Source organism: Pseudomonas mandelii (assembly GCF_900106065.1).
Taxonomy (GTDB): Bacteria; Pseudomonadota; Gammaproteobacteria; order Pseudomonadales; family Pseudomonadaceae; genus Aquipseudomonas; species Aquipseudomonas mandelii.
Map to the genome: position 1 here is coordinate 5,777,043 of NZ_LT629796.1, position 13,736 is coordinate 5,790,778.

The following is a 13,736-nucleotide window of genomic DNA, read 5'->3' on the forward strand; positions in this document are numbered from 1 at the left end:
GCATCAGCGCTGCGCAGGCTGCAATGGCCGCCGAGGAAAAAGGCGAGGGATTCATCGAAGGCAGCAGCCTGAGCATCCTCAATCGAAATTTCTACTTCAACCGTGATTTTCGCAAAGGCCAGTCCAGCAGTACAGGAAATGGCTACTCGGAAGAATGGGCCCACGGAGTCATAGGCCGATTCGAGTCGGGCTCGGCCAGGCCGAGGACAATTACTCCAAGCTCGGCGGCGCCGTAAAGACCCGTTTCCTGGACACTGAAATCAAAGTAGGCGATGTCTTCCCTGTCACGCCTGTCGTGCAGTACGGCGATTCGCGACTGCTTCCGGAAAGCTTCCGCGGCGTCACCGCATACAACACCAGTGTCGAGGGCTTGGTGCTACAGGGCGGACGCCTGCACGCGATGAGCCAACCCAGCTCCAGCAGCATGCGGGATGATTTTGCAACCTTCTACGCAGGCGAAGTCGGCTCTCCGTGGATAGTCGGCGGTGATTACACACCCAACGACAACCTTGGCTTCAGCCTTTACACCAGTTGTCTCAAGGATGCCTGAAACCAATACTATACCGGCACTACCTGGAGCTACCCGCTTGCAGATGATGTCGCCTTGGTCGGTGGTTTGAATTACTACAAGGCCGTCGATGAGGGGAAGCAGCTCCTCGGCAGTTTTGAGAACGATATCTGGAGCGGCAAGGTCGGCCTCCGTGTCGGGGCGCACACCGGCGAGGGACGGAGACGGCCGACGTGAACCAGATCGCTATTGTGCCTTGCTATCGCCCTTCGGGGACTCCATTCCAATGTGTTGGTTCATGTTCTCCATCATTGTATTGCAGTTTTTCATCATCTTGGACATTTCCTGCATGTCCATCATCGGCATATGGTTGCCGTCCATCATGTGCATGTCCTCACCCTTATTTGTCTCGGCACTGCTTTGGGCGGGGGCTTTGGCCTGTTCGGCAAATCCCGTGGCAACAGTTCCAAGGGCTATGAAGGTAGCAAGGACGGTGTAGGTAATGGCGTTACGCATGGCGACTCTCCTCATCTACGACCTTGGTTTCCAGCCAGGCTGTGTATTGAAGAGTTGATTGCTCCACTGTCCTCCTGTTTGGCTCCTTTGGTTTGGAGGATGGTTTCAGGCGCCTGAGGTAGGCGCCTTTTTCGGTCAACAAGTCTTCGGCTTCATCGCTCTGGACTCTGCGAGCTGGCTTGACAGCACCGCGTTGTCTTGCACGAGAAGCTGCTTTTCTGTGGCCAACTGGCTCAATTGGCTTTCAGTTTGGCTTAAGCGTTCCGCCAGCAGGCTTCGCTCCCGTTCATTGACGGCCAGGTAAGTCCGCGTCTCAGCCAAACGCTGCTCACCTTGGCCATGGCGCTGCTCCAGTGCCTGATGCGACTGTTGCAAGTCGGTGAATTGAAGTAAGACGTGTTCATGCGCAATCTGACTCTGCGCGAGCGTCGCTTGCGTCGTGAGCAGGGTGCTCTCTAGACGATCATGGTCCTGCACCAGGCGTTGTTCCTGCGCCTGCAGTTCGCCCAGGCGGGTTTGCTGCGCGAGCAGACGCTGCCGGAGCGCTGCCAATTCGTGTTCCAGGCGCTGCTGGCGTTGCTCAGTGGCCTGGCGCTCGTCGCTGCGTTGTTGCGCGACCGATGCCTGGTAGTGCTCAAACTGCTCCCGCGCTTGTTGCAGTTGCCGGGTCAGTGCGGCCGCCTCGGCGGCGCGGTCAGCCAGACGTTGTTCGAGCCCGGTCTTTTCACTGCCCAGGCTGGCCAGGGCGATCTCCTGACGCTGCAGGGTGTCAGCCAGCCCCTGGCTGCGCGTAGTGGCTACGGCAAGTGCCTGGGCCTGCTGCTCCTGAACGCTGAGTTGCGCGTCGCGCTCGACGAATGCCTGCTGCAACTGTTCCTGCAACGCGTCGGCCTCTGCCTGGTGAGCCGCTACGGCCTGCTGGAGTTGGACGGCCGCCTCCGCCTGAACTTTTTCGTACAGTCCTTTCAGCGCCAGGACCAGCTCCGCGGGCAATCCCAGTTCGGCCTGGGCCAGCGTGCCGGGATGCGCGGCTTTCCAACGCTTTAACAACGGAGCAATCGTGCTTTTGCTGCCCGTCCCACCCAGGGCGACGCGGATGCTGTCAATGGTGGGGTTGTGGCCCGCAGCCACCAGTTGGGTGGCCGCCTGGGCAACATGCAGGTAGAGGACGCCGGAACGGGCCATGAACACCTCGGATTTTTTCGTACCGTATTATGGAAAACGTAATACCTCGATTTAAGTACAGAATAGTTCAGCCGACTGAGACCGTCAGTTGACCCACGATAAGCGCGGTTATCGTGAGTTAAGTCATCGCGATCGAGGGTTGTGTCTATAATCTGCGGTACACATGGCCTAAACAGGCGCTTCGTGATGACAGCCGGCAATAATGACGAAAACCTCCCCACCAGGCGGCACGAAGAGCCGACAGTACTTGCGCGTACCCCCGGTACGCTCACCACCCCCGAACAATTGGCTGAGCAACATCAGCGTTTTCTCGCCGCCGCGACAACCGACAACACCCGGCGCACCTACCGCTCGGCCATTCGCCACTTTCTCGCCTGGGGCGGCGTGCTGCCGTGCGATGAAGCCGCGCTGATTCGTTATCTATTGTCTTTTGCGGAAGTATTGAACCCGCGCACCCTGGCCCTGCGCCTCACGGCGCTGTCGCAATGGCACCGTTATCAGGGTTTTCCTGACCCTACCGCCAGCGCCACCGTGGGCAAAACCTTGCGCGGTATTGAGCGGGTGAACGGGCGGCCTCGACAAAAAGCCAAGGCCCTGGTCCTAGAGGATCTCGAACGCATCGTGGTGCACCTGAACACGCTCGACGGACTGGCGACACTGCGGGACAGTGCACTGCTCCAGGTCGGGTATTTTGGTGCGTTCCGGCGCAGCGAATTGGTCACGCTGGAGATGCAATACCTCGAGTGGGAGCAGGAAGGTCTACGGATCACGCTGCCCCGTTCCAAGACCGATCAGGAGGGCGAGGGACTCGACAAGGCGATCCCATACGGCGACAGCATCTGCTGCCCCGCGACAGCGCTACGCCGGTGGTTGGACGCGGCTCAGATCGTTCAGGGGCCACTGTTCCGGCGCATCAGCCGCTGGGGCGTACTCGGCGAGGTGGCACTGCACGAGGGCAGCGTGAATACCATCCTGACGGCACGTGCCGAAGCCGCAGGGCTGTTGTATGTGCCCGAACTGAGCAGCCACAGTCTGCGTCGGGGACTGGCTACCAGTGCGCATCGGGCTGGGGCGGATTTCCTTGAGATCAAACGACAGGGTGGCTGGCGGCACGATGGCACCGTACACGGCTATATCGAGGAAGCTGGAGCTTTCGAGGAGAATGCGGCTGGCTCGTTATTACGACGCAAACCGTAGCCAAGGTTTGTAAGCAGGGCTGGTTAGAATCCCAAGTGGCCACCCTCTATTCTCGACCGTCCTTCCGCAGCACATGAGCAGTTCCCTTAAAAACAGTTACTTACAGAACGAATGTCCTAATTTTTGGCTTATCTCGGCACGCCCCCTAATAGCTGCTCTTAAAACACAACGCCCTGGCTACGCAGGTAGTCATCATAAGTACCGCTGAAGTCGATCACGCCGCTTGGGCTTAGCTCGATGATGCGGGTGGCCAGCGACGATACGAACTCACGGTCGTGGCTGACGAAGATCAGCGTGCCCGGGTAGTTTTCCAGCGCCAGGTTCAGCGCTTCGATCGATTCCATGTCCAAGTGGTTGGTCGGTTCGTCCATGATCAGCACGTTCGGCTTTTGCAGGATCAGCTTGCCGAACAGCATGCGACCTTGCTCACCACCGGAGATAACCTTGACCGACTTGAGGATCTCGTCGTTGGAGAACAACATGCGGCCGAGGGTGCCGCGAACGATTTGCTCGCCGCCCTGGGTCCACTGGCCCATCCAGTCGAACAGGTTGCAGTCGTCTTCGAAGTCGTGCGCGTGGTCCTGGGCGTAGTAGCCCAGTTCTGCGGCGTCGGTCCACTTCACGGTGCCGGCATCCGGGGTCAGTTCGTTGACCAGGGTGCGCAGCAGGGTGGTTTTACCGATACCGTTCGGGCCGATGATCGCGACGCGTTCGCCCGCTTCAACCTGGAAGCTGAAGTCCTTGAACAGCGGCTTGCCGTCGAAGCCTTTGGCCATGCGCTCGACAATGACAGCCTGACGGTGCAGTTTCTTGGTTTGTTCGAAACGGATGAACGGGCTCACACGGCTCGAAGGCTTGACTTCGGCCAACTGGATCTTGTCGATCGCCTTGGCGCGGGAAGTGGCCTGCTTGGCTTTCGAGGCGTTGGCCGAGAAGCGGCTGACGAACGATTGCAGCTCGGAAATCTGTGCCTTCTTCTTGGCGTTGTCCGACAGCAGTTGCTCGCGGGACTGGGTCGCCACGGTCATGTACTCGTCGTAGTTGCCCGGGAACAGGCGCAGCTCGCCGTAATCCAGGTCAGCCATGTGGGTGCACACGCTGTTCAGGAAGTGACGGTCGTGAGAGATGATGATCATCAGGCTGGAGCGCTGGGTCAGAATGTTTTCCAGCCAGCGGATGGTATTGATGTCCAGGTGGTTGGTCGGTTCGTCGAGCAACAGTACTTCAGGATCGGAGAACAGCGCCTGAGCCAGCAATACGCGCAGTTTCCAGCCCGGGGACACTTCGCTCATCGGGCCGAAGTGCTGCTCGATGCCGATACCCAGGCCCAACAGCAATTCACCGGCACGGGATTCGGCGGTGTAGCCGTCCATTTCGGCGAACTCGGTTTCCAGCTCGGCCACGGCCATGCCGTCTTCTTCGGTCATTTCCGGCAGCGAGTAGATGCGGTCGCGCTCGGCTTTAACCTTCCACAGCTCTTCGTGACCCATGATCACGGTGTCGATAACGGTGAATTCTTCGTAGGCGAACTGGTCCTGGCGCAATTTACCCAGACGCACGTTCGGCTCAAGCATGACCTGGCCGCCGGACGGCTCGAGGTCGCCGCCGAGGATTTTCATGAAGGTCGACTTGCCGCAACCGTTGGCGCCGATCAGGCCGTAGCGGTTGCCCGCGCCGAACTTGACCGAAACGTTTTCGAATAGCGGCTTGGCGCCGAACTGCATCGTGATGTTAGCTGTAGAGATCAAAGGTTTTTCCTGCGAAGCATTCAGAGTAGCTAGGGTTGCGGCAGTACCGATTCAGTACCCGTTTCCGTTTTTCAAACCACGGGAAATGCATCCCGGTCAGAAGCGGAAGGTCCATCTGGCAATAAGTGGACAGCAGCAGTTGGAGCGCTTGGCCCGAGTCGAAGTGCGCTGAGACGGGGTTCATTCCCGTCATCAACCAAGGGGGGCGCGTAATGTTTGGCGGCGATTGTACTGGTCTGGCTCTTTAAACGATAGGGCGTTGAGGCCGCACGGGCGCTTTGGTGGCACCAGCGGACAGATTTTCACATTTGAAGGTTAACTATTGGTTACAAAATGAGCCTAAAATGCCACTTTTCAACAGGCGCCGACCGTCGGCAGAGGCTCAAGGACGCGCCACCGGGACCGCTGTTTCGTATTCAGACGCTGCACAAGACCCTTGGGCCGCTAGGTTGGCCGGGGACGCAGTTTGTTCACTTCTGACATGTGACGATTTCTGTGAAACTGATCATTGCCGCTATTTACGTTGTATCCATTGCCTACGTCCATCTGCGTGGGCGGGTGCGCCACAAGCTGGGCCGCCAACTGAGCGATCACTCGTCGTTTCTCGCGCCGATCAATTGCTTCCTTTATCTGTTCTCGAAAATCCCCAACAAGCCTTATCTCGACCCGGCCGATTTCCCGGACCTGAGTCCGTTGCAGGCGCACTGGGAAGAAATTCGCGCGGAAGGCCAGAACCTGCTCAGGGCCGGGGAGATCAAGCGCTCGAACCAATACGACGATGTCGGTTTCAACTCGTTCTTCAAGACCGGCTGGAAGCGTTTCTACTTGAAGTGGTACGGCGACAGCCATCCTTCGGCGACGAAACTCTGCCCGCGCACCACTGAGTTGGTGCAAAGCATCGGGTCGATCAAAGCCGCGATGTTCGCCGAGTTGCCACCGGGTTCCAAACTGGTCCGCCACCGCGATCCCTACGCCGGCTCGTACCGTTATCACCTGGGCCTGGAAACGCCGAACGATGCCGGTTGCTACATCAACGTCGATGGTGAGAACTACCACTGGCGCGATGGTGAAGCGGTGATGTTCGACGAGACCTTCATTCACTACGCCGAAAACACCACTCAGCAGAACCGCATCATTCTGTTCTGCGACGTCGAGCGGCCGATGAAGTATCGCTGGGCGGCGGCGTTCAATGGCTGGTTCAGCCGTAACGTGATGTCGGCGGCGGGCGCGCCGAATGATGCCGGGGACAAGACCGGGGGCATCAACCGGCTGTTTGCCAAAATCTACGCGATTCGGCTGCGGGGCAAGGCGCTGAAGAAGCGTAATCGCAAACTTTACTACCTTGAAAAGTGGGCGATCTTTGGTGGGTTGCTGGCGGTATTTGTGCTGATCTGAATGTTGTATGCCGGCTTGCAAACCCTTCGCGAGTTGGCTCGCTCCTACAGTTGACCGCGATCATTTGTAGGAGTGAGCCTGCTCGCGAAGGGGGCCTGACATCCAACGCGAAAACAACAATCAGCCACGAGACGTCTTCGTGGCTTTTTTGTTCGCTGCAGGTTTAGCCGCCGGTTTGGCCTTGCCGGCAGTCTTGCCACCCAGACTACGTTTAAGCAATTCAGTCAAATCAATCACATCAGCCGTCTTGCGTTCCTCTTCACCCGTCGCCGTTTCCACATCCTCGATCTTGCCTTCGTTCGCCTTCTTCTCGACCAGCGCCATGATCTTGTCTTCAAAACTGTCGCGATAATCCTCGGGCTTCCAGTCGGCGCTCATGTCCTGCACCAGACGCTTGGCCATGTCGAGTTCGCCCTTGGCCAGTTCGGGCTTGGTCACCTCAGGCCCCAGCTCTAGCGTATCGAGGCTGCGTACTTCAGCGGGCCAACGCAGCATGACCAGCACCATGGCCGATTCCAGGGGCATCAGCGCCGCCAGGTGCTGACGGGTATGCAGGACAACATGGGCGAGGGCGACTTTATTGGTTTTGCTGAGGGTTTCGCGCAACAGCGCATAGACCTTACCGCCGCGTTTATCCGGCGCGAGGTAGTAGGGCGTGTCGATGTTTTGCAGGGGGATCTGTTCGGCGTCGACAAAAGAGAAGATGTCGATGGTCTGCGTGGACAACGGGTGCGCCGACTTGATTTCTTCCTCACTGAGGACCACGTACCGGCCCTTTTCGTACTGCACACCTTTGACGATGTGTTCCTTGGTGACCTCCTTGCCAGTGACCTTGTTGACGCGTTTGTAACCGACCGGCTCCATGCTACGGCTGTCGAGCCAGTCGAAATCCACCCCCTGCGAGGACGTCGCCGACACCAGCGCCACAGGGATATGCACCAGCCCGAAACTGATTGCGCCTTTCCAGATTGCCCGTGCCATGGTCGTCTACTCGCGAGTGATGTGTTCAGGTGACCCGCGGCGCGGCGCAAAAGTTTCAGCGGGCTGCGGCCCGGTCCTGCTGGACCGTCAACTGGTGTTACATCTTAAGAAAGAGGTTTTAGTTAACAAATCCGAACCCCGGGCGTAGCGTGCTATCGAAGATTCTATCCACGCTGACGCCCAGAGGCTTCCCATGAACAGATTCGTGCTCGCCTGCACCGTACTGGCATTCAGTGGCCTGATGAGTCAGCTGGCCCAGGCCTCGCCACCATCGTCGATGCTGCTGGCCCAGAGCCCCACGGGCAATTCCAGCAACCCCTACAATAGCCCGATCCGCCGGGCCAATCCCAATAGCATGCAAGGCACACAACCCGCAGCCCCGGTCATTCGCGGGCCAAATACCGTCCCGGTGCCCCGTTCACCGACCCTTGATAACGGCGGCATCGGCAATCGCTATCCCCAGAACCATACCGCTCCCGCCAGCCCACCCAAATTCATTCCCAATCCGCCCCCTCGAGATGCAGGCACAAGCAACCGTTGAACGGCAGGACAGCGTTCTTGCCAGCTATTCGAACGACAAAAGGAATCGTGCATGTTGCGTAAAACCCTCTTGGCCACCTTCTGCGCCAGCGTACTGATCACCGCCACGGCACCCGTTCTTGCGGCACCGCCCCAGGAGATGAAAAGCGAACAAGGCACCCTTGAGGTCTGGCAAGTTGCGAAGGGCCTGGAACATCCGTGGGCTCTGGCGTTCCTGCCCGATCGCAGGGGCATGCTGGTCACCGAACGGCCCGGCAACCTGCGAGTGGTGGATTACGATGGCAAGCTCTCGGCACCGATCAATGGGGTGCCAAAGGTCTGGGCCAAGGGGCAGGGCGGCTTGCTGGACGTGGTGCTGTCGCCCGACTTCAAGCAGGACCGGACGGTTTATCTGTCTTACGCCGAGGGCGGTGGTGCGGGCGACAAGGCCGGTACGGCGGTCGGGCGAGGCCAGTTGTCCGAGGACCTGAAAACCCTCAAGGACTTCAAAGTGATTTTCCGCCAGGAGCCGAAGCTGTCGGTCGGCAACCACTTCGGCTCTCGATTGGTGTTTGATCGCGACGGCTACCTGTTCATCACCTTGGGCGAAAACAACGATCGGCCGACCGCTCAGGACCTCGACAAGCTGCAAGGCAAGGTCGTGCGAATCTACCCGGACGGCAAGGTGCCGGACGACAACCCCTTTGTCGGGCAGTCGGGCGTACGCCCGGAAATCTGGTCCTATGGCCAACGCAATCCGCAAGGCGCAGCGCTCAATCCATGGACTGGCGTGCTCTGGGAAAACGAGCATGGCCCCCGCGGCGGTGATGAAATCAACATCATCGAACGCGGCAAGAATTACGGCTGGCCGCTGGCGACCCACGGCATCAACTATTCCGGACAACCAATCCCGGAAGCCGAGGGCAAGACCGCAGAAGGCGCCGTGGCGCCGCACCATGTCTGGGAAAAATCCCCCGGCCTCAGTGGCATGGCGTTCTACGACGCTGATCGCTTCAAGGCCTGGCAGCACAACGTGTTCATCGGTGCGCTGGTGAGCCAGGAGCTGATCCGCTTGCAGGTCGATGGCGACAAAGTGGTTCACGAAGAGCGCTTGCTCGGCGAACTCAACAAGCGCATCCGCGATGTGCGACAGGGGCCGGACGGCTACTTGTATGTGCTGACCGATGAGGACGACGGCGGGCTGTACAAGGTAGGCCTGAAGTAACCCGATTCGACCTCTCTGGAGGTTTGGTGGCGAGGGAGCTTGCTCCCGTCCGACTGCGGAGCAGTCGCTTGAATGGGGCGCTTTGCACCCAGCGGGAGCAAGCTCCCTCGCCACAGGTCTATTTTCGGCAGTAGATAATCACCGCCGCCCGAAGCTTGCCCCGGCCAAAACTGCACATCTTGTCGAACTCACCGTGGCTGACCGGCAAATGCTGGCAGTCCATCGGTTGGCGATGTTGGCTGTGGTCCACATCCGGGTCGTGCAGGTAGACAAATTCGTCATCGCAATCGGTGACGATCACCCAATGCGGCGCCTTGGAGCGGGTCAGCCGATAGCTGCTGATCAGCACCAGCGGTTGTCCGCCATCGTTGAGTAAACGTGGAAGGTCCAGCGATCCACCAATCACACGCTCCACATCGGTTTCTTCCAACTGCGTGGTGAACTCCTCGTGGACCAAACGCATTACGTCTTTTTTATGCTCATCGCGCACGCCATCGAGGAACAACGGTCCCGCCATGCTCAGTTGCAGCCGCACCCGAAAACCCCGACGCCAGGCCGCCAGCGCCAAGCCTTGAGGGCTGCAGCCGCCGTGACCTGAGGTCATGAACACCGTCGTCGCCTCGCGCCAGATTTGCAGTTCCTCGCGGCGTTCCAGCCAACGCTCACCTTGCAGCGCGCCCATGGCCATCAGCAGGCAAGCCGGGCCGCAGGTGAAATCGGTGGTCTGCCGGTACCACGGGACCTTGATGTTGCGCGAATCGCAGTGCTCAAGAATGCGTTTTTCCAGGCGCAGCGCATCGGCATGGTCCTGGTAATAATCATGGATCAGCGCGAAACGCCGGTAACCATTGCGCTCATACAAGACAATCGCCGCCGGGTTGTCGATCCGCACTTCAAGGCGCAAGTAGGCGCAATCATGTTCAAGGGCGCAGGATTCGATGCGTTTGAGCAACTGCTTGCCCAGTCCGCTGCCGCGGGCCTCGGTCGCGATCGCAATCGAGTAAAGCCGCGCCAGCGAGGTGCCTCGGTGAAACAGCACCACCGCATAGCCGACCAATTGCTCGCCATGCTGGGCCACCAACAACTGCCCGTGCGCTCGAGTGATCATCCACAGAAAGCTGCGACTGTTGAGCCGGTCCGTGGTGAAACATTGCTGTTCGAGTTCCAGCAGCGCGGGTAAGTCTTCAACTACCGCCAAGCGAAAGACAGTGTTCATATGACCGCCGTAAAAGTTACGTAACGAAACGGGACTTTCGAAAAAGTTCGTGCTTAATAGGAAAGGTCTTGTTCTCCAACGGATCAATCACTATGTCAGCGGTACAAGGTCATTGGCGCGAAGTATCCGAGCAAACTTTGCCGACAGCAACTTATTTAAATGATGCAGGCAGAACTTCAAGTCAGTTGATTATCATCGTCGAACGCAAGGAAGACTGGGCCTCGTATTTCCCCAGCGAGGACATTGTCAGCGCTCAGGAATACCTCGAGCAGACGCGGGACAACGAACAGGGCAAGCGGGTCCAGGTGATCAACCTGTGCCGCAGCTACAAGTACCTGGGCCACGGTTATTACTGCTCGTTGCTGGCCGAAGCGCGGGGGCACAAGGTCATTCCGTCGGTGCGCACCATCAGTGAGCTGACCAAGAAGTCGTTGTACGGCCTGGCCCTTGATGACCTGGATAAACCCCTGGAAAAAGCCCTCAGCAACCATCTTTACAGCGACACCGAAGGCTTTACCCTGACGTTGTACTTCGGCAAAACCAATATAGAACCCTTGCAGGATCTGGCGCGTCAGTTGTTTGAAGTGTTTCCCTGTCCGATATTGTTAGTTGAGTTTCGCCGAACAAATGGCTGGCACATTGAAGGTATAAAGTCCGGGGCGTTGCATAAGTTACGTGAAGACCAGGAAGATCAATTTGCCAACTCTCTGGACAGTTTCAGTCGCAAGATCTGGCGCGTGCCGCGTTCACGGCGGCTGGCCCGTTATGACCTGGCCATCCTGCATGATCCGCAGGAAGCCTTGCCTCCTTCCAATGCGAAGGCGCTGGATAATTTCGTGCGCGTCGGTAAGACCTTGGGCATTGATGTCGAGCTGATCGAGCGCAAGGACTACGCACGCATTGCCGAATACGACGGCCTGCTGATTCGCGAGACCACCAGCGTTGACAACCACACCTATCGCTTTGCCAAAAAAGCCGAGAGCGAAGGGTTGGTGGTGATGGACGATCCGGCGTCGATCCTGCGCTGCACCAATAAGGTCTACCTGACCGACTTGCTCAAGAGCCATCAACTCGGCATGCCCGCCACCGAAATCCTCTATAAGGAACGACCGGAAGATTTCGAACGGGTCGGCGAGCGCCTGGGCTTTCCCTTGGTGCTGAAGATCCCCGACGGCTGTTTCTCCCGGGGCGTGATCAAGGTCGAAAGCCAGCAAGCCTTGCTCGAAGCGACCGCCGAACTGTTCGAACACTCGGTGCTGTTGCTGGCCCAGGAATTTTTCTACACCGAATACGATTGGCGTATCGGCGTGCTCAACCGCAAACCGATCTTCGCCTGCCAATACTTCATGTCCAAGGGCCATTGGCAAATCTACAACCACAAGGCCAAGGGCCAGGACATCAACGGCGAATGCCGCACCCTGGCGGTCCACGAAGCGCCGCGCGCCGTGGTGGAGCTGGCCGTGAAAACCGCCAATCTGATCGGCGACGGCCTCTACGGCGTGGACCTCAAGCAGTCCGGCGACAAAGTGGTGGTGATCGAAGTCAACGATAACCCGAACATGGACGCCGGCATCGAAGACGCGTACTTGCAGGACGATTTGTATTCGCTGGTACTGGAAGAGTTCGTCCGTCGCCTGGAACTGAAACGTCGCGGCCAGGCCTGGTGAACGGCCGATGATCAAAAGCTTTCAACTGGACGGCGGCGCCTTGCATGCCGTCGAACGACTGGATGCCGAGGTAATGCTGTTCAGCAACCCCGATGCCGCCGAACGGGATCTGTTGCACAGCCATTTCAAGCTTGATGAGCACGCGTTGGCCTCGGCCCTGGACCCTGACGAGGTGTCGCGCATTGAGTTCCATCCCGACAACCTGTTCCTGATCTGGAAGCGCCCGGAAAATTACTCCGGTGCCGGCAGCCTGGCGTTCGAAGTGTCGTCCTGTGGCCTGTTGTTTTCTGCACAGCGCCTGCTGGTGATCGCCACCGACGATGCGCCGCTGCACGGGCTCGGCACCCGGCAGCGGTTGAACACGCCGCTGGATGTGCTGCTCGATCTGCTGTTCAACAACATCCATCACTATCTGGGCCACCTGAAGGTAATCAAGCTGGTTGCCCGGGAGTTGCAGCAGAAATTCAACGCCTCGATGCAGAACCAGCACCTGATCCAGATGTTCAACCTCAGCGAAAGCCTGATCTATTACATCAACGCGATTCACAGCAACGGCGCAGTGCTGACGCGGTTGCGCAATCATGCCGCCAAGGAACACTTCAGCGCCGAGGCCATCGGGCTGATCGACGACCTGATCATCGAAAATAACCAGTGCTATAAGCAGGCGGAAATTTACTCCACGGTGTTTTCCGGGCTGATCGACGCCCGTGGCAACCTGATGAACAACAGCATGAACAATCTGCTGCGCAAGCTGACATTAATTAACGTGGTGTTTTTGCCGCTGAACCTGATTGCGAGCATTGGCGGCATGTCCGAGTTCAGCATGATGACCGGGGACACGCCGTGGTGGGTGTCGTATCCGTTGTTTCTGACGGCGATGATGATTGGGGCGGGGGCGATGGTGCTTGGGCTCAGGCGGCTGGCGAAATGACGATGTCGACTGTCAGGCCGTCTTCGCGGGCAAGCCTCGCTCCTACAGGGGGATACGCTCCAATGTAGGAGCGAGGCTTGCCCGCGAAGGCTCTATCCGCAACACAACACTACTGTGGATCAAACTCGCTGGCGTGCATCACCGCAATTCCTGCGATTCTTGAGCCCCCGAACCACGAGGTACAACAGCGGCCCGACGGACACGAAAACCGCCGTAATCAGCAGATACGGAATCACCGATAACCCCGACTGCCCACGCTTGCGCGCATCCTGGTACATCCAGACGCCTGCAAGTGTCGCCAACAGATAAAGATCAATCACCACCTGCGCAGTATCCGGGCGTGACATCAAACCGATGCCGAAGTCGATCAACGACTGCTCCGCCTGAAACATCACGGAAACGGTGTAGCCGGCAAAGGCGATCAAGGCAATGAGGGGCAGGGCGACAGACTTCATGGTTTCCGTCCTTGGGACAATGAGCGATGTCCGCCAGCCTACAGAGACCGAGGAAAATTGACCATTGACTTGCCCGCAACGCCCGGCTAATTTCCAGCCATGACTTCCACCGTATTGCGCTGCCAGCCAAGCATTATTACCGCCATTCCTTATTTGGCGGGCTAGCTCACGACTGCAGCACCCAACCCGCCCT

12 protein-coding genes and 1 pseudogene are annotated in these 13,736 nt (G+C 58.4%); 7 read left to right on the forward strand and 6 right to left on the reverse strand.

All coding sequences use genetic code 11. The annotated features are described in order from the left end of the window. Positions 1–23 precede the first annotated feature (23 nt). Positions 24–718: pseudogene (locus tag BLU63_RS26900) on the forward strand (OprD family outer membrane porin); the annotation flags it as partial. 36 nt (positions 719–754) lie between these two features. On the opposite strand, the gene BLU63_RS26905 reads toward BLU63_RS26900, so the two are convergent. Both BLU63_RS26905 and BLU63_RS26910 read right to left on the reverse strand, forming a co-directional pair. Then, a complete protein-coding gene (locus BLU63_RS26905) occupies positions 755–1,024 on the reverse strand; it encodes a hypothetical protein (RefSeq protein WP_033979952.1) in 270 nt (89 codons plus the stop codon). A 135-nt stretch (positions 1,025–1,159) separates the two neighbouring features. Next, positions 1,160–2,209, reverse strand: coding sequence for a DNA-binding protein (locus tag BLU63_RS26910; RefSeq protein ID WP_011154388.1), 1,050 nt, complete (start codon positions 2,207–2,209; stop codon positions 1,160–1,162). A 186-nt stretch (positions 2,210–2,395) separates the two neighbouring features. Between BLU63_RS26910 and BLU63_RS26915 the strand changes: the two genes are divergently transcribed. Beyond that, positions 2,396–3,406, forward strand: a complete 1,011-nt coding sequence (locus tag BLU63_RS26915; RefSeq protein ID WP_077747747.1) for a tyrosine-type recombinase/integrase — start codon at positions 2,396–2,398, stop codon at positions 3,404–3,406. A gap of 158 nt (positions 3,407–3,564) precedes the next feature. Here BLU63_RS26915 and BLU63_RS26920 read toward each other — a convergent pair whose 3' ends face one another. After that, a complete protein-coding gene (locus tag BLU63_RS26920; RefSeq protein ID WP_010460520.1) occupies positions 3,565–5,154 on the reverse strand; it encodes an ABC-F family ATPase in 1,590 nt (529 codons plus the stop codon). A gap of 495 nt (positions 5,155–5,649) precedes the next feature. Between BLU63_RS26920 and lpxO the strand changes: the two genes are divergently transcribed. Further along, entirely contained in the window at positions 5,650–6,549 is a 900-nt protein-coding gene (gene lpxO / locus BLU63_RS26925; protein WP_077747809.1) for a lipid A hydroxylase LpxO, read from the forward strand. Between the two features lie 120 nt (positions 6,550–6,669). Here the strand turns inward: lpxO and ku are convergent, their stop codons facing one another. Further along, positions 6,670–7,530 (reverse strand): non-homologous end joining protein Ku, encoded by an 861-nt coding sequence (gene ku, locus BLU63_RS26930; protein ID WP_010460516.1) that lies wholly within the window; start codon positions 7,528–7,530, stop codon positions 6,670–6,672. A 193-nt stretch (positions 7,531–7,723) separates the two neighbouring features. On the opposite strand from ku, the gene BLU63_RS26935 reads away from it, so the two are divergent. Continuing rightward, positions 7,724–8,071, forward strand: a complete 348-nt coding sequence (locus BLU63_RS26935; protein WP_083376692.1) for a hypothetical protein — start codon at positions 7,724–7,726, stop codon at positions 8,069–8,071. Between the two features lie 51 nt (positions 8,072–8,122). Next, positions 8,123–9,274 carry a PQQ-dependent sugar dehydrogenase gene (locus BLU63_RS26940; protein WP_083376693.1) on the forward strand — a complete coding sequence of 384 codons (1,152 nt, stop codon included), beginning with the start codon at positions 8,123–8,125 and terminating at the stop codon, positions 9,272–9,274. A 118-nt stretch (positions 9,275–9,392) separates the two neighbouring features. Here BLU63_RS26940 and rimI read toward each other — a convergent pair whose 3' ends face one another. Beyond that, a complete protein-coding gene (gene rimI, locus BLU63_RS26945) occupies positions 9,393–10,490 on the reverse strand; it encodes a ribosomal protein S18-alanine N-acetyltransferase (RefSeq protein WP_083376694.1) in 1,098 nt (365 codons plus the stop codon). A gap of 92 nt (positions 10,491–10,582) precedes the next feature. On the opposite strand from rimI, the gene BLU63_RS26950 reads away from it, so the two are divergent. Beyond that, positions 10,583–12,157 carry a RimK family protein gene (locus tag BLU63_RS26950; protein ID WP_083376695.1) on the forward strand — a complete coding sequence of 525 codons (1,575 nt, stop codon included), beginning with the start codon at positions 10,583–10,585 and terminating at the stop codon, positions 12,155–12,157. A gap of 7 nt (positions 12,158–12,164) precedes the next feature. Beyond that, on the forward strand, positions 12,165–13,088 hold the full coding sequence (locus BLU63_RS26955) for a magnesium transporter CorA family protein (RefSeq protein ID WP_010460506.1): 924 nt from the start codon (positions 12,165–12,167) through the stop codon (positions 13,086–13,088). Between the two features lie 119 nt (positions 13,089–13,207). On the opposite strand, the gene BLU63_RS26960 is transcribed toward BLU63_RS26955, so the two are convergent. Then, a complete protein-coding gene (locus BLU63_RS26960; protein WP_010460504.1) occupies positions 13,208–13,543 on the reverse strand; it encodes a DUF2834 domain-containing protein in 336 nt (111 codons plus the stop codon). Positions 13,544–13,736 lie beyond the last annotated feature (193 nt).